16 protein-coding genes are annotated in these 15,670 nt (G+C 64.7%); 6 read left to right on the top strand and 10 right to left on the bottom strand.

Going from position 1 to position 15,670, the window contains the following annotated elements:
• Positions 1-124 precede the first annotated feature (124 nt).
• The 3 genes from PYR64_RS17165 to xylA all read right to left on the bottom strand — a co-directional run bounded on the left by PYR64_RS17165 (position 125) and on the right by xylA (position 3,883).
• Positions 125-1,108, bottom strand: a complete 984-nt coding sequence (locus PYR64_RS17165) for a LacI family DNA-binding transcriptional regulator (protein ID WP_064722469.1) — start codon at positions 1,106-1,108, stop codon at positions 125-127.
• A gap of 69 nt (positions 1,109-1,177) precedes the next feature.
• Complete coding sequence (locus PYR64_RS17160) at positions 1,178-2,608, bottom strand: FGGY-family carbohydrate kinase (RefSeq protein WP_275776551.1); 1,431 nt, start codon at positions 2,606-2,608, stop codon at positions 1,178-1,180.
• A gap of 87 nt (positions 2,609-2,695) precedes the next feature.
• Positions 2,696-3,883, bottom strand: a complete 1,188-nt coding sequence (xylA, locus tag PYR64_RS17155; protein ID WP_018778155.1) for a xylose isomerase — start codon at positions 3,881-3,883, stop codon at positions 2,696-2,698.
• 141 nt (positions 3,884-4,024) lie between these two features.
• On the opposite strand from xylA, the gene PYR64_RS17150 reads away from it, so the two are divergent.
• The 3 genes from PYR64_RS17150 to PYR64_RS17140 all read left to right on the top strand — a co-directional run bounded on the left by PYR64_RS17150 (position 4,025) and on the right by PYR64_RS17140 (position 6,616).
• Entirely contained in the window at positions 4,025-5,230 is a 1,206-nt protein-coding gene (locus PYR64_RS17150; protein WP_210077554.1) for an ROK family transcriptional regulator, read from the top strand.
• A 100-nt stretch (positions 5,231-5,330) separates the two neighbouring features.
• The gene (locus PYR64_RS17145) at positions 5,331-6,410 is read left to right on the top strand and encodes a YihY/virulence factor BrkB family protein (protein WP_055972899.1); all 1,080 of its coding nucleotides are present in this window, start codon (positions 5,331-5,333) and stop codon (positions 6,408-6,410) included.
• Positions 6,411-6,421: 11 nt separating this feature from the next.
• Positions 6,422-6,616, top strand: coding sequence for a hypothetical protein (locus PYR64_RS17140; protein ID WP_035733800.1), 195 nt, complete (start codon positions 6,422-6,424; stop codon positions 6,614-6,616).
• Positions 6,617-6,755: 139 nt separating this feature from the next.
• On the opposite strand, the gene PYR64_RS17135 is transcribed toward PYR64_RS17140, so the two are convergent.
• From PYR64_RS17135 to PYR64_RS17125, 3 genes are read right to left on the bottom strand one after another with little or no spacing between them, the layout of a single operon-like run.
• On the bottom strand, positions 6,756-7,595 hold the full coding sequence (locus PYR64_RS17135; RefSeq protein ID WP_275776549.1) for a sugar phosphate isomerase/epimerase family protein: 840 nt from the start codon (positions 7,593-7,595) through the stop codon (positions 6,756-6,758).
• Positions 7,592-8,806: a dihydrodipicolinate synthase family protein gene (locus PYR64_RS17130; protein WP_275776548.1), complete on the bottom strand. Its 1,215-nt coding sequence runs from the start codon at positions 8,804-8,806 to the stop codon at positions 7,592-7,594. Before PYR64_RS17130 ends, PYR64_RS17135 begins: the two co-directional genes overlap by 4 nt.
• Positions 8,806-9,975, bottom strand: a complete 1,170-nt coding sequence (locus tag PYR64_RS17125) for a Gfo/Idh/MocA family oxidoreductase (protein WP_039243113.1) — start codon at positions 9,973-9,975, stop codon at positions 8,806-8,808. Before PYR64_RS17125 ends, PYR64_RS17130 begins: the two co-directional genes overlap by 1 nt.
• 195 nt (positions 9,976-10,170) lie before the next feature.
• On the opposite strand from PYR64_RS17125, the gene PYR64_RS17120 reads away from it, so the two are divergent.
• Positions 10,171-11,208, top strand: coding sequence for a LacI family DNA-binding transcriptional regulator (locus tag PYR64_RS17120; protein WP_275776547.1), 1,038 nt, complete (start codon positions 10,171-10,173; stop codon positions 11,206-11,208).
• Positions 11,205-11,975: an alpha/beta hydrolase gene (locus PYR64_RS17115; protein WP_275776545.1), complete on the top strand. Its 771-nt coding sequence runs from the start codon at positions 11,205-11,207 to the stop codon at positions 11,973-11,975. The genes PYR64_RS17120 and PYR64_RS17115 overlap by 4 nt, the downstream gene beginning before the upstream one ends.
• Positions 11,976-11,981: 6 nt before the next feature.
• On the opposite strand, the gene PYR64_RS17110 is transcribed toward PYR64_RS17115, so the two are convergent.
• From PYR64_RS17110 to PYR64_RS17100, 3 genes are all read right to left on the bottom strand, one after another.
• Complete coding sequence (locus PYR64_RS17110; protein WP_275776543.1) at positions 11,982-12,755, bottom strand: sugar phosphate isomerase/epimerase; 774 nt, start codon at positions 12,753-12,755, stop codon at positions 11,982-11,984.
• Between the two features lie 67 nt (positions 12,756-12,822).
• Positions 12,823-13,389 carry a GNAT family N-acetyltransferase gene (locus tag PYR64_RS17105; RefSeq protein ID WP_275776541.1) on the bottom strand — a complete coding sequence of 189 codons (567 nt, stop codon included), beginning with the start codon at positions 13,387-13,389 and terminating at the stop codon, positions 12,823-12,825.
• Positions 13,390-13,414: 25 nt separating this feature from the next.
• The gene (locus PYR64_RS17100) at positions 13,415-13,771 is read right to left on the bottom strand and encodes a metalloregulator ArsR/SmtB family transcription factor (protein WP_018778166.1); all 357 of its coding nucleotides are present in this window, start codon (positions 13,769-13,771) and stop codon (positions 13,415-13,417) included.
• Positions 13,772-13,838: 67 nt separating this feature from the next.
• On the opposite strand from PYR64_RS17100, the gene PYR64_RS17095 reads away from it, so the two are divergent.
• The gene (locus tag PYR64_RS17095; RefSeq protein WP_275776539.1) at positions 13,839-14,771 is read left to right on the top strand and encodes an NAD(P)H-binding protein; all 933 of its coding nucleotides are present in this window, start codon (positions 13,839-13,841) and stop codon (positions 14,769-14,771) included.
• Here PYR64_RS17095 and PYR64_RS17090 read toward each other — a convergent pair.
• Positions 14,768-15,622, bottom strand: coding sequence for a LysR substrate-binding domain-containing protein (locus PYR64_RS17090; RefSeq protein ID WP_018778168.1), 855 nt, complete (start codon positions 15,620-15,622; stop codon positions 14,768-14,770). The genes PYR64_RS17095 and PYR64_RS17090 overlap by 4 nt on opposite strands.
• Between the last annotated feature and the right edge of the window lie 48 nt (positions 15,623-15,670).

The following is a 15,670-nucleotide window of genomic DNA, read 5'->3' as shown; positions in this document are numbered from 1 at the left end:
GAAAGTGAAGAAGGTCTGATGCAATTGTTAGCGCTCACAACATTGATGTCAAGAGCAAGCCAAAGCGGGGACCGGTAAGTGCGCTTTGGGTCTTCAGGAGAGGGGCCGGCTGACCCTGTCTGCGCTAGTTGCGGAGTGCAGCCGTGGTGGACCGAACCACGAGGCGGGGAGCTACCGTAGCTGCCATTCCGGTGGCTCCGCCTTCGATGCGATCCAGCAGCAGATCAATGCATCGTTGGCCGAGCTCTTCGAAATCCTGGGCAACGGTGGTCAGCGGCGGGATGAAATAGGCCGACTCCGGTTGGTCATCAAAGCCCACCACGCTGATGTCATCCGGTACCCGTACGCCGGTTTCGTTGAAGGCGCGGAGCACGCCGAGCGCCATCTGGTCATTGGCTACGAAGAGGGCCGTCATGGAACGGTCGGCGGAGATCTTCAGGCCTTCCCTGTACCCGCATTCGGCGCTCCAATCGCCCTCGATCAGTGCGGCGGGCTCAAGTCCTGCCTGGGCCAGGGCATCCTGCCAGCCCTCGATGCGTGCGGCAGCGTCAATCCAGTCCACCGGCCCGGACAAGTGGCCGATCTCCTGGTGTCCAAGTTCCAGCAGGTGTTGAACGGCCAGCTGTGCCCCTTGGCGCTGGTCAACGGTTGCCCCACTGAGGTGCTCGTCCCCGATCGACCCCACGGCCACCAGTGGGACCTGGGCGGTGATGTCCCGGAGGACGTCGAACGTGCCGGGGTGGGGGACCGTCACCACGATGCCATCCACGCCTTGGTCCATGAAATGCGCAATGGCGTCCTTGATGGTCTCCGGTGTGACCTCCCGCAAACCGGCCACGCTGACGAAATAGCCGGCGTCCCTTGCCGCCTGCTGCACGCCCAGGAGGGTGTGGGACGGCCCGTACTGCGCCAGCTCGCTGCCCAGGACTCCAATGGTTTGGGACCGCCGGGTCACCAGGCTGCGGGCTGCCGTGTTGCGCCGGTAGCCGAGCTCGGTGATGGCTTGCTCCACGCGTTCGCGCGTCTTTGAACTCACATTGGGGTGGTTGTTCAGGACGCGGGAGACAGTCTGGTGGGAAACCCCGGCCACGCGGGCGACGTCCTCCATGACAGGCGGGCGGGCTGATGCAGATTGTTCAGAGCTCACCCTGTCACGATAGAGCACCGGCAACCGTGATCAGCCGATGGCAGCCTTGGTGGCGTAATGGCGGTACCTTTCCAGGAAGGGGGCCACGCCAGCGCTATCGCCGCGGTTCACGGTCAGGCCGTCCAAGGGCCATTCGGGCAGCTGGCCCGTGAGGACACCCGCGGCTTGCCGTGCAGCGCCGTCGGCCACGTATTCACCGGGCCGGGGAACAAACACGGGCAGGCCGAAGGCCGAGGCCGCCACCTGTTGGACGGCTTCGGACTGGGCGCCGCCACCTACAAGGATGATGCGCCGGGCCTCAACGCCCTGGGCCTGAAGTGCGGACAGACCGTCAGCCAATGAACAGATAACGCCTTCCACCGCAGCCCGGGCAAGGTTGGCGGGCTTGTAATTGGACAGGGTGAGGCCGTGGAGCGAACCGGTGGCGTCAGGAAGGTTTGGAGTCCGTTCGCCCTCGAAATAGGGGATGAGCGTCAATCCGTCGGCGCCCTCCGGGGCGGACAGTGCAAGTTCGCCGAGCTCTGTCAGGCTCACGCCCAGCAGCGCCGCTGTGGCATCGAAGATCCGCGTGGCATTGAGCGTGCAGGCCAGCGGAAGGAAGTTCCCTGTGGCGTCGGCGAAGCCGGCCACCAATCCGCTGGCATCCTGGGACGGGACATCCGAAACCGCGAAGACAGTGCCGGATGTTCCGATCGAAATAACAACATCCCCGACGGCGGCGCTCACGCCGAGTCCCGCCGCCGCGTTGTCGCCCGCTCCCGGACCAATCAGGGCGCCGGACGGGGTCTTGCCGGCCGCCTCCAACGGGCCGACCACCCCTGGCAGGATTGGCAGATGCCCCAGGGTGCTCTCCAGGACCTCCGGAAGATACCCGCCGTTGGTTGCGGAGTAATACCCGGTGCCCGATGCATCGGAGCGATCGGTGCGCAGGAGTTCCAAGGATTCCGGTCCCGTTCCCGGACCATGACGGGCCAGGCGCCAGGACAGCCAGTCATGGGGAAGGCACACCGCAGCCGTCCGCCGGGCATTTTCGGGTTCATTCCGTGCCAGCCAACGCAGCTTGGTGGCGGTCAGGGATGCCACCGGAACTGTCCCCGTGCTGCTGGCCCAGTACGCGGATCCGGCAGCCGGATCGCCCTGTCCGGCGTCGAGAATCAGCTCCTCGGCATCCCGCGCGGAGCGGGTATCGTTCCACAACAGTGCGGGACGGACCACCTCTCCGGTTTCGTCCAGGCACACCATGCCGTGCTGCTGTCCGCCAACGGAGACGGCATCGACGTCGTCCAGGCCGCCTGCCGCCGCGATGGCTTCCTGCAGGGCTGTCCACCAATGATCCGGGTGGACCTCGGTGCCGTCAGGGTGGGAAGCCCGGCCCTGGCGGACCAGGGCTCCGGTGGCTGAGTCCCGGATGACCACTTTGCAGGACTGGGTGGAGCTGTCGATCCCGGCTACGAGAGGCATGCGTTGTTCCTTTGGCGAACCGCGCCGGGCTTGCCCAGGAAATCCTGGAACAAGCCCGGCGGCGGGGTTGCGGTGGGTTGGAGAGGTTTAGCGGGCGCCGAGGAGGTGCTCGATGGCCAGCTGGTTGAGGCGGACGAAAGCGAACGAGCGTTCGGCGGCCTTGTCGGCGTCGAACGTGTCGAATGCGCTGGCGTCAGCAAGCAGGTCCGCAGTGCTTTCGCCGGCGCCCAGCGTGCTTTCGCCGAGTTCGAACACGCCCGAGGTTGTCAGTGCTTCCTGGACTTCGGGGTCTGCGCGGAAGGCCAATGCGCGTTCCTTCAGCAGCAGGTACATGGACATGTTGGACTTGGCCGATTCCCAGACACCGTCGTAGCCGTCGGTGCGGGAAGGCTTGTAGTCGAAGTGGCGGGGGCCGGTGTACTTCGGTCCGCCGTTGGGGAAGCCGTTCTCCAGGAGATCGACGGTGAAGAACGCGCTGGTGAGATCGCCGTGTCCGAAGACGAGGTCCTGGTCGTACTTGATGCCGCGCTGGCCGTTGAGGTCGATGTGGAAGAGCTTGTCAGCCCACAGTGCCTGGGCGATGCCGTGGGTGAAGTTCAGCCCGGCCATCTGCTCGTGGCCCGTTTCCGGGTTGAGGCCCACGATGTCGCCGTGTTCCAACTGCGCGATGAACGCCAGGCCGTGGCCGACGGTGGGGAGGAAGATGTCACCGCGGGGTTCGTTCGGCTTCGGTTCCAGGGCGATCCGCAGGCCGTAACCCTTCTCCTTGATGTACCCGGCGGCGGTATCCACGCCTTCCTTCATGCGGTCCAGCGCTGCGGAGAGGTCCTTGGAGCCGTCATATTCGCTGCCTTCGCGGCCGCCCCACATCACGAAGGTCTCTGCGCCAAGTTCAGCGGCGAGGTCGATGTTGCGGAGGATCTTGCTCAGGGCGAAGCGACGGATGGAGCGGTCGTTGGAGGTGAAGCCGCCGTCCTTGAAGACCGGGTGGCTGAAGAGGTTGGTGGTAACCATGGGCGTCTTCAGGCCGGTCTCGGCCAGGGCTGCCTTGAAGTTCTTAAGGATGAGATCGCGCTCGGAGGCGCTCGCATCGAAAGGAATGAGGTCGTTGTCGTGGAAAGTGATGCCGTAGGCGCCGAGTTCGCTGAGCTTGTGAACGGCTTCCACGGGATCCAGAGCCTGGCGGGTTGCCACGCCGAAGGGATCGGCGCCGGTCCAACCGACGGTCCAGAGGCCGAAGGTGAACTTGTCTGCAGGGGTGGGCTGCGGGGTCATGATTGCTCCTTTGCAAGGCAATGGGAATGAGGTGGAAAAAGACATTCCAATTAGTTTTCAATCTGAACTATATGGGCCATGATGGATCATGGTCAATGGAAGTCCACAAGAATTTTTGAATCTGCGAGGAGGTCCCTGCTGATGAATGAGCCAACCGCGCCCGGACGCGTGGGTGACGTCCGCCGTCGAAACCTCTCATTGGTGCTGGATTCGATCGCCAAAACCGTCGACACCAAGCCCAGCCGCGCGCAGCTCGCCGCCGGCACCGGGCTCACCAAGGCCGCGGTATCCAGCCTGGTGGCCGACCTCGTGGAGTCCGGCTTGGTATCCGAGGTAGGTCTGTACCGCGACGGGGAGCGGGGGCGGCCCGGCCAGGGCCTGGAGCTTAACTCCCGACGCGGCGTTGTGGGCATGGAGATCAACGTTGATTACCTTGCTGTGGGCCTGGTGGACCTTGCCGGAAACCTGCGTTTCCATTCGGCCGTCGAGTCCCGGAACCGCGGGATGCCGCCAGCGCAGGTCATGAAACAGCTTGCAGGCTTGGCTGCCGAAGCGAAGGCCGCGGCGGCGGCAGAGGACATTGCCATCCTGGGCGGTGGCCTGGCCGTGCCCGGGCTGGTGAACGGGAAGGGGGATACAGTGCTGTCCGCCCCCAACCTTCATTGGGAGGACGAGCAGCTGCATCCGCAATCGCTGCTGGAGGGTGCGCCGCTTGGCGTCAAGCTGTCCAATGAGGCCAACAGTGCTGCCCTCGGTGAGCTTTGGTATGGCGGCGGGCGGCCCGACTTCCTCTACGTTTCAGGTGAGGTGGGCGTCGGTGGCGGCATCATCATCGGATCTGAGCTGTATACGGGCCCAGGTGGGTCTGCCGGCGAGCTGGGCCATATCGTGGTGCATCCGGAAGGCCCTCACTGCTCCTGTGGTGGGTGGGGTTGTCTGGAAACGTTCGCGGGCCAGGAGGCCATATTCGAGGCCGCGGGCGTCGCCGAAGGCACACTGGGCGAGCGGACCGGGCTGCTGCTGGCGGCTCTGGCTGCGCAGGAACCCGCGGCCGAAAAGGCGGTTCACGACGCCGGTCGCTCCCTGGGCGTCGCCCTCGCCTCGGCCTCGAGGTTGATGGACATTGAAGCTGTGGTCCTTGGCGGGCATTTCGCCGTACTGGGGGAGTGGATCCGGCCGTCACTGCTGGAAAGCCTGGAGCGCTACGCGCCGGGGTTGCTGGCTCCGGAGAACCTGACGGTCTCCCGTTTGGAGCACTCCGGGACACTCCTTGGGGCCGCGGGCCAAGTTATCCGCTCTGTCATAGAGTCACCTTTCGAGTTCCTGCTGGCGAGCAAACTGGCCTGAATCGCCGGTAAGTCCGGCGGGGTTCTTCCATAGTAATCATCAGTATGCTTACTATTGATGGGTCAGCTGTTCGCGCAAACTACCCACGGACGAGTGCCCCATGACCACACAAGACTCAGCCCACACCAGCACCACCAAAGCGAGGACCGCGCCCTCCCCGGAAGACTCGCGGAAGCCGGACAGTCCCAACGACCTCGCCAAGCCCACGTGGACCTACATCGCCAAGCGCACTCTGCGGGAGTTCAGCAAGGACCAGTGCCCGGACGCGGCTGCCGGCCTGACCTACTACGCTGTGCTCTCCCTCTTCCCCGCGCTCCTGGCGTTGGTTTCCCTGCTGGGGCTCTTTGGCGATGCCGGCAAGACCACCTCGGCCATCCTTGATATCGTCCAGCAATTCGCGCCGGGTCCGGGTGTCGACGCCATGCGCCAGCCCATTGAGGAGCTCACCCGCTCCAACGCAGCAGGTTTCGCCCTGGTCTTCGGCATCCTGGTGGCCCTCTGGTCCGCCTCCGGATACACCACGGCCTTCAGCCGGGCAATGAACCGCGTCTATGAAGTGGACGAAGGCCGCGGTTTCGTGAAGTTGCGCGGCACCATGCTCGCCGTCACCATCGTGGCTGTGTTGGGCGCTGCGCTGGTGGCTGCCATGCTAGTCCTCAGCGGCCCGGTGGCGGAGGCCATCGGTGGGGCAATCGGCTTGTCCGAGGCTTTCCTGACCGTGTGGAACATTGCCAAGTGGCCGGTACTCATCGTGATCGTGGTGGCCATCATTGCTGTCCTCTACTACTTCACCCCCAACGTCAAGCAACCCAAGTTCCGCTGGATGAGCATGGGTTCGCTCATCGCGCTGGTCATTTTCGCCCTGGCATCGCTGGGCTTCGGTTTCTACGTGGCCAACTTCAGCAACTACAACAAGACCTACGGCGCCTTGGCCGGCGTCATCATCATGCTGCTGTGGCTGTGGATCCTGAACATGTCGTTGCTGTTCGGCGCCGAGTTCGATGCCGAAATGGAACGCGGCCGCCAACTCCAAGGCGGCATTGAAGCAGAGGAAAGCCTCCAGCTGCCTCCGCGTGATACCAAGCGCAGCGACAAGCAGCAGGAAAAGGAAGAGGAAGTGGTGCGCCGCGGCGAGGAGCTCCGCGAAACCCACGGCGATGACGCCAGGAAAGACAAATAGTGGGAGCGGCCATGACCCCGGGCAAGGACAAGAAGCTCAAGGCCGTCAAGAGCGGCGACCGGTTGCGGATCGGCGGTGAAGTCTTCCAGGTCAGCACAGTGGAACCGCAGGAGGATTCGCCGAACATCAGGCTCGAACTGCAGGGGCACGACGGCGGTTCGGTCACCTTGATCGGGTTGCGGAAGACCCGCGTGGAAACCGGTTGAGGGATCGGGCTTTTTCCGCCGGCCTTCACCACCCTGCCGTGCAAAAAAGCGGGTCCCTGCCGTGACCTTGGCAGGAGCCCGCTCGTTTTTGGAGTGGTCCTCCCGCGGAGCTTAGGGCATCCGCGGGAGGATCACGTGGTTACGCGTAGGGGAGGACGAGCTCCGCGTAGCGCTGCTTCATGGTTTCCAGGACGCTGTCCCCATCGGCATCCCAGATTTCCTGGTTGAAGATCTCGACTTCGATGTCGCCCTTGTAGCCGGCGTCCCTGACCCAGGTGCCGATGGTGGCGAAGTCGATGACGCCGTCGCCCATCATGCCGCGGGACAACAGCGCATCCGCAGCGATCGGCAGGTTGAAGTCGCACACCTGGTAAGAGGCGATGCGGCTTTCGCGCCCGGCGCGGTCGATCTGCGCCTTCAGTTCCGGATCCCACCAGACGTGGAAGGTGTCGACGGCGACGCCGACCGCTTTCGCGTCGTACGGCGTGGCGAGGTCCAGTGCCTGGCCAAGGGTGGAGATGAGTGCGCGGTCAGCGGCGTACATCGGGTGCAGGGGTTCCAGCACCAAACGGACACCGTTTTCGGAGGCGAAAGGAACCAGTTCCTCAAGGCGGTCGGCGACGCGCTGGCGGGCAGCGACGACGTCCTTCTCGCCGGGAGCGAGTCCGCCAACCACCAGGAACAACTCCTGGGTGTCCAGGGCAACGGCCTCCCGGACGGCCTCGAAGTTGTCAGCCAGTGCGGCTGCCTGGCCCTCGGGGTCGGCAGCGGTCAGGAAACCACCCCGGCACAACGAGGACACCCGGAGGCCGGCGTCCTTGATGAGCTTGGCAGCCTTGTCCAAGCCAGCCTCGGCCACGCGGTCACGCCACGGACCGATCGCGGGGATGCCGGCGCGGGCGCAACCATCCACAGCTTCGGCCAGGGTCCACTTCTTGGTGGTTGCACTGTTCAGGGATAGCCGTGAGAAGTCGCTCATGCGCCCACCCCGTTGATCCGCAGGAAGTCGGACATCCGGAATGCGGCCAGCGAGGGGTCCTTCAACAGCCCCGCCTGGTCGGCCAGTTCGAAGGTCTTGGCCAGATGCAGGACCGAACGGCCCGAGTGCAGGCCGCCGACCATCTGGAAGCCGGGCTGCTTGCCGTTGAGCCACGACATGAAGGCGATGCCTGTCTTGTAGTAGAACGTCGGTGCGCTGAAGATGTGCTTCCCGAGCTCACGGGTGGAGTCCATGATCGCGCGCCCTTCAGCACCTTGGCCGGCGTCGTACTTCTGCAAGGCGACTGAAGCGGCAGGGTAGATGGCCGCGAAGATGCCCAGCAGTGCGTCCGAGTGGTGCGTCTGGTCGCCGTCGATCAGTTCCGGGTAGTTGAAGTCGTCGCCGGTGTACAAGCGCACACCGGAAGGCAGGGCGGCGCGGAGGGCGACTTCATGGGAAGCGTCCAGCAGCGAAACCTTGACGCCGTCAACCTTGTCCGAGTGCTCGCGGATCAGGCTGAGGAACGTCTCGGTGGCAACAGAGACGTCGTCGGAACCCCAGTAACCGGCCAATGCGGGATCGAACATGGTGCCGAGCCAGTGCAGGATGACCGGCTGATCGACTTCCTGGAGCAGCGTCGAGTAGACGTGCAGGTAGTCGTCGGCGCCGTTGGCAACCTTGGCCAGCGCGCGGGACGCCATGAGGATGACCTTGGGGCCGGCTTCACTGACGACGGCGATCTGCTCGCGGTAGGCGTCGATGACGGCCTGGATTCCTGCTGCGCCTTCGGGGAGTGCAGCGATGTCCAGCTGGTCGGTGCCCGCACCGCAGGAGACGAGGTCGCGGACGGACTTGCCGGCGATGGCTGCGTCACCGGCTGCCACTACGGAAGCGGCCTCGGCGCCCGTGCGCTTGATGAGCTGCTGGGTTGCGGCCCAGTCGAGGCCCATGCCGCGCTGCGCGGTGTCCATGGCATCGGCGACGCCCAGGCCATAGCTCCACAGCTCGTGGCGGTAAGCCAGGGTGGCATCCCAGTCGAGCTGCGCTGGAGCGCCGGGGGTGTTGTCTGCAGCTACCTCGGGGATGACGTGCGCTGCGGCGTAGGCGCGGCGGGCAGTCAACGGCGCGGTCGGCTTGACCCACGCCGTGGCGGGCTGGAGGCGGTACTCGCGGGTTCCGCCGTCGTTAGTGGGAAGAATCAGTGACGTCATTAGAGGGTGATCTCCGGGATGTCGATGGTGCGGCGCTCAGCCGAGGACTGCAGGCCGAGCTCGGCAAGCTGCACGCCGCGGGCGGCGGAGAGCAAACCGAAACGGTGCTCGCGGCCTGCGACGACGTCGCGCAGGAATTCTTCCCACTGCAGCTTGAAGCCGTTGTCCAGCTCAGCGTTGGCGGGGACTTCCTGCCATTGGCTGCGGAACGATTCGGTGACGGGAAGGTCCGGGTTCCAGACGGGCTTGGGGGTGTGGGCGCGCTGCTGCGCAACGCACTTGTTCAAACCGGCGACGGCGGAACCGTGCGTACCGTCGATCTGGAACTCCACCAGTTCGTCGCGGTAGACGCGGACGGCCCACGAGGAGTTGATCTGTCCGATGACGTCGTCGCCACCCGGGGTTTCGAGCTCGAAGATGCCGTAGGAAGCGTCGTCAGCGGTTGCCTTGTATTCCTTGCCGGCTTCGTCCCAGCGGGCGGGGATGTGCGTGGCGGTCTTGGCGTTGACGCTCTTGACCTTGCCGATGATGCCTTCAAGGACGTAGTTCCAGTGGCAGAACATGTCCGTGGTCATTCCACCGCCGTCCTCCTTGCGGTAGTTCCAGGACGGTCGCTGGGCAGCCTGCACGTCGCCTTCGAAGACCCAGTAGCCGAATTCGCCCCGGATGGAGAGGATACGGCCGAAGAAGCCTTCATCGACCAAGCGGCGGAGCTTCACCAGGCCGGGGAGGTACAGCTTGTCGTGAACGACGCCGGCGGTGACTCCGGCTTCCTTGCCGATCTGTGCAAGTTCGATGGCTTCCTGGAGGGTCTCCGCCGTGGGCTTCTCGGTGAAGATGTGCTTGCCGGCGCGCATGGCCTTCTTCAGGGTGGCGGCGCGGAGGCTGGTCATGGAGGCGTCAAAGATGATGTCAACGGTGGGATCGGCGATCACGGCGTCAAGGTCCGTGGTCCATTCGGAAACCTTGTGGAGTTCGGCCAGCTCGCGGATCTTGGCCTCGTTGCGGCCTACCAGGATGGGTTCGACCTGGACTTTGGTGCCGTCCTCCAGGGTGAAGCCGCCTGCGTCACGGATGGGGAGGATGGAGCGCAGCAGGTGCTGGCGGTAGCCCATGCGTCCAGTGATGCCGTTCATGGCGATGCGGATCGTCTTTGTTTCGAAACCCATGTTTTCTCCAGTGCCTTGTGTGCCGGTCGCTGTGTGGAAGCCGGTGCTTGCTCGATATGATGGGAAAGCGCATTCCCGTTGCCATCGATCATGCACCAACGCACGGAGGTTTGGCAAGCGCTTTCCCGCTTTCTGTGAAGAACTGCCATAATTTCCTTAGCGCCAGTCCGGCGCTTGACGAAGAGGAGTCTCCCCGTGGCCGCCAGCACACTCAGCGAAGTCGCCCGATTGGCCGGGGTTTCCCTGGCAACGGCCTCCCGGGTCCTCAACGGGTCCTCGCGCAAGCCTGCCGAGGATATTGCGGAGCGTGTGCGGGAAGCCGCCGACAAACTCGGTTATGTTCCCAACGCCCAGGCCCAGGGCCTCGCCAAGTCGAGCTCAGGGCTGATCGGCCTGGTGGTGCACGACATTGCCGACCCCTACTTCTCGGCCATCGCGCGCGGCGTCCAGGAAGCTGCGCGCCGACAGAACCGTATGGTGTTGCTGGCCAGCACCTCGGGGACTCCCGCGGAGGAAAAAGAAGCGGTGGCCGCATTTGCCGCCCGCCGCGCCGACTCAATCGTGATTGCCGGTTCACGCTCGGAGCGTGCGGAAGACAAACAGGGCAATGCCGAACTCGCCGCTGAGCTGGACCGGTACTGCCGCAACGGTGGGCACGTTGGGGTAGTGGGCCATCCTGTGGTCGGAGCCAGCGCGGCCGAGGGGTACCACGTAGTGGAAGTTCCCAACGAGGAACTCGCTGCCGGCCTGGCCGGACAACTGGCCGCCACCCACGACGGCGGTTTCGTGATCATTGCGGGTCCTGCGGGGCTCTACACCTCCGATGACCGTGTGCGCGGATTCCAGCGCGGACTGGCCGACGCCGGACGGCCGGCTGCCGAGGTCATCCGCACCGGCTTCAACCGTGCCGGCGGGTTCGAGGCCGGGCAGGCGCTTGCGGAACGAATCAAAGGGTCCCTGGAGAGGCTCTGCATCTTCGCCGTGAATGACGTCATGGCCATTGGGGTTACCGCGGCCCTGCGGCCTGAAGGGGTATGGATTCCCCGAGATGCCACGGTTGCCGGCTTCGATGACATTGAAACGCTGCGGGACTTCCGGCCGGCCTTGTCCACGGTCCATCTTCCGCTGGAGGATATTGGCCGCCTCGCAGCCGGAGATCCCGATACAGCTCCCATCTCCGGCACGGTGAAACTTCGCCGGAGTACGGAAACCCCGGTGGAATCCCAACCATGACGGTTCCAGCGGAACAGGTGCCCGCCGCGCTGACGGTGACTCCCGCCGTCGGGCGTTCCGGAGTTGCCGGGCATTCCGGCCCGCCTGCGCCTGCCGTTCTGGTGCTGCCGGGAGGCGGCTACGCGAGGCAGGCCGACCATGAAGCCGAACCCGTGGCCGAATGGCTGGCCTCCCTGGGGATCCATGCCTTTGTGCTGCGCTATCCGGTCGCGCCGCACCGGCATCCGGCCCCGCTCTTGGCCGCCAAACAGGCCATGACGTGGATTCGTGAGGGGGCGCATGGGCTGGAGGTGGATCCTGGCCGGGTAGGAGTTCTGGGTTTTTCGGCCGGCGGCCACCTTGCTGCCACTTTGTCGGTGCAGGTGGCTACCGGCGATCCTGCGGTGGACGCTTCCGCTGCTGTACCTGACCTCAGCATTCTCTGCTATCCCGTGATTTCCTTTGTGGACGCGGCGCACCAGGGGTCCGTGGACAACCTCGCCGGAACGGGCGCGGACGTCGATGCCCGGCGTGCGTTGTCAGCGGAACTGGGCGTCGACGCCGCCACTCCGCCCGCTTTCCTTTGGCACACTGCCGACGACGACGTCGTACCGCTCAGTCACAGCCTCTCCTACGCGGCTGCGCTTGGACGTGCCGGTGTTCCGGTGGAACTCCATGTATTCCCCAGTGGCGCCCATGGGCTGGGCCTGGCGGATGGGGCGCCCGGCGCCGGGCAATGGACCGGACTCTGCGCTGACTGGCTCCGGCGTCTGGAATGGCTTACCTAGCGACGGCTAGTCTTCGGCCAGGGTGATGGTGTGCAGGGTCGCGGCGTCGCTGAGCACGTTGTCAGGCAGATCGTCGACGACGAACTCAAGCATGATGTCCAGGTCTTTGCCGTTGCCGCGCAGGATGTCGGCGACCGATCGCCAGAGCAGCGACCGTTTCCGCAACGGAAAGCGTTCGGCCGCCGGGCCCCAGGAGAAGCAGTGCACGCCCACGACGTGGGGGAGGACTTCGTGGAGGGACTCCAGCGCCTGCTCGTCGGAAAGTCCGACGGCGGGTTGCCAGTAAGTGCCGACGTTGGCGTGGTCCACACGCTTCAGCAGCGCCAAGGTGGTGGCGGGAGAGTCCGTGAGGGTGTTGCCGTGGTATTCGAAAGCGATGGTGACACCGCGTTTCGCGGCGAGGTCGGCAATGCGCTGCGTGTCGCGGACTACCGAGTCCCAGTGCTCCCGGCCGGCACCAGCAGAGCCGATTTCCCCGGCCCAGACCCGGACCCGCGGAGCGCCTGCGGCATCGGCGAGGTCGAGAATGGACCCGAAATCCCCAAAGGCGCCGCATCGATAGTAAGAGCCAAGCGACAGGACCGTCATGCCCGCCGTTTCTGTTGCGGCCTTGGCGTGCAGTGCCGACCCGGTGTCGCTGACATGTACGTCAGTGCCCCACTCGATGCCGGCCAAGCCCGCCTTTGCGGAAATCCGGACTACCTCGTCGATCCCGAGGGATCGCAGGGTCACGGAACAGATGCCAGGCGTGAGGTCAGCCAGTATGGGGTGGTTGGTCATGGCTCCACGATACCGGGAATGCGCTTACCCGGTAAGCATTGTCGCGTGTTGAGAGCCGGGCCGTCCCTCACAAATGCAGCCAATAACGCCGGATCGGTTCCGTAACAGCAAGTTCGGGGGCGAAGCTCTCGGGAGGGCGGACACTCTCCAAAACTCCGCCGCATGCCTCGATGGTGCGCGCCGAGGCCACGTTGGGTTGCTTGCAGGTCACCAGCACCCGCTCAAGTCCGAGGGTTCGACCCTCGTCCATGGCTCCGGCAAGGGCAATCCTGGCCAAGCCACGCCCCCTTGCGCTTGGCCTGATGCCATACCCAATGTGCCCGCCGACTTCTGTCAGGTATTCGCTGGCCAGGGAGTGCCTCAGGCTGGCAGCGCCCAAATAGTCCGTATTGTCGGTGACCCAAATGGTGCTCTGGTTTGCCAGCCCTTCGGGCGGTGAAAAATCCGCCCTGGGCATTTGATGGAGCAGGTCCACCCACTGCGAGAAATGGCCCTCTTCGCGGAGGTCGAGGTCGTACCGTGCGGCCAGGAATGCTGCAGAACCGTCCTGGTCGAGGGTTCCCCACTCGTCGTAACTTTCCAGCCAGGAGGCGTGGAAGCTTGATGACGGCTGAGTGAGCTTGGCGTGGGTCATTGGGTGAGCGTACTACGGCCGGAGTTCAGGCCTCGGAGGTCGTGGCCCCTTTCGGCGTCCTGGTCGAGGGGCGGGCAGGGTTCCGTTTCCGGACCTCCCGCAGCACGATCTGCTCGGGGCAGACCGTGGAAAGGAAGTCTCCCACTGACAGTGCGAGGCGCTCGCCCACGAGCGAGTAGAGAATGCGGTTGGCATCCCGCCGTTCCGTGACCAGTCCGGCCTGGCGCAGCACGCTCAAATGCCGGGAGATGGTGGGTCCTGTGGCGTTGAACCGCGCAGCGATCTCGCCGGCGGCCAACTCGCCGTCCTTGAGGTCTTGAAGGATCTGCCGCCTGGTGGGGTGTGCCAAGGCTGCGAAGATATCCGATGCTGCATCTGCCATGTTTGCAATATAGCACAATAGCTATATACAGTTTAGCTTCATTGCTAATAAGCGAAGGAGCAAGAATATGCGTGTGGCCATTACCGGCGGTACCGGCTTTGTGGGGCGTCACCTCGCGGAGCGGCTCGACAGGCCGGACACCGTCATCATTTCGCGGCGGACGGGGACCGCAATTACTGACGTCGATGCTTTGGCAGAGGCCTTCGCGGGGTGCGACGTCGTGGCCCACTGCGCGGGGATCAACCGGGAAATAGGTGACCAGACCTTTCAGCGTGTCCACATTGAAGGAACCAAGGCAGTCATTGAAGCCGCCCGGAGGACGGGCGTCCAAAGAATCGTCATGCTGAGCTTCCTCCGGGCCCGTCCGGATTGTGGGTCGGCCTACCACGAGACCAAATGGGCTGCCGAGGAGCTCCTGCGGCAGTCGGGCATCGACTACACGATCATCAAGGCAGGGATGATATACGGCAACGGCGACCACATGGTTGACCATGTAACGCGTGCTGTACGCAGCTTTCCTGTCTTCGCAACGGTCGGCTTCCGGGAGCGGGCTGTCCGGCCCCTCCCTGTGGAAGAGGCTGTCGATACCCTGATCGCGGCGCTTGAAGGTCGCGTGCCCACCCCGACCGTCGCCGTCGTCGGAGCCGAAGAGCTTGAGCTTGGCGCAGCTGTCCGCAGGATCGCCCGGGTGGCCGGTGGCTACCCCGTCTACGTCCGCGCCCCGATCTGGTCGATCCGCGCTCTGGCGCAACTGACCGAGTGGATCATGGTGGTACCACTCGTGGCAAAAGCCCAGGCGCAGATGCTCGCCGAGGGGGTCAGTGAGCCCTCACCGTACGCACCGTGGCTTCCCGTGGAGCTGCGTCCCAGGCTTCCCTTCGACGACGAACGCATCCGGGCTGCCGTGCCGGAAGGCCGCTTCGGACTGGACGACCTGAGGGTAGTGGGGTGGTGGAACGGGCGCCGGGGCCGGAGCCGGGCGAACCGGTCCGGCCACTAGTTCGATTTGCTCAACGTCCGCCCCATGATCGCCTGGGTGAGGGCGTCGATGACCTCCGCGTTGGCGAGCGGGTTGCGGATCAGAGTGAAGTCGACGTCGCCAACCTGTGGCAGGCCGAAGCGTTGGGTGATGACTTTCAGGTCTTCCGGAACCAGCGACGCCGGCATCACGGCAACGCCGATTCCTGCCCTGACTGCCGCCAGTACGCCACTGATCTGCTTGGTGCTGCACGTGATCCGCCAGGTACGGCCTTCGGCCTCCAGGGCGTCGATGGCAAGTTTCCGGCTGAGGCTCGGTGCCGGATAGGCGATGAGGGGGACCGGGGCGCCCGGTTCAAGGACAGTCTGCTCCACGCCGACCCAGGCGAAGTTGTCATGCCGGACGACGGTGCCTTCCTTCGCCCCAGCCACCCATTTGACGAACACCAGGTCCAGTTGCCCGGCGTTGAGGCGTTTATAGAGCTGATCGCTTTGGCTGACAGTGAGTTCGAGGTTGATCTGCGGGTACAGCTGCCGGAATTCGCGAAGGATCCGGGGCAGGCCGGTGATGGCGAGGTCGTCGGCAGTGCCGAAGCGGAGACGCCCACGCATGGCCGAGCCGGAAAAGTAGCGCGCAGCGGAATCGTGGGCCGCAAGGATGCTGCGGGCAAACCCGGCCATCGCATCACCGTTGTCAGTGAGTCTCACTTCGCGGGTGTCGCGGGCTACGAGGACACGCTTGGCGGCGGCTTCCAGCTTGCGGACGTGCTGGCTCACCGTCGGTTGGGCAAGCCCAAGCCGTTCTGCGGCCTTGGTGAAACTCAGGGTCTCTGCGACAGCCAAAAAGGAGCGGAGCTGGACGGGATCGAACACGGAACTCCTCTAAGCGCAGGTCAGCGCCGGGCCGGAGTATCGCGCCGT

This window comes from Paenarthrobacter sp. Y-19 (assembly GCF_029223985.1).
Lineage (GTDB): Bacteria > Actinomycetota > Actinomycetes > Actinomycetales > Micrococcaceae > Arthrobacter > Arthrobacter nicotinovorans.
This window is presented reverse-complemented; position numbering and strand designations above follow the sequence as displayed.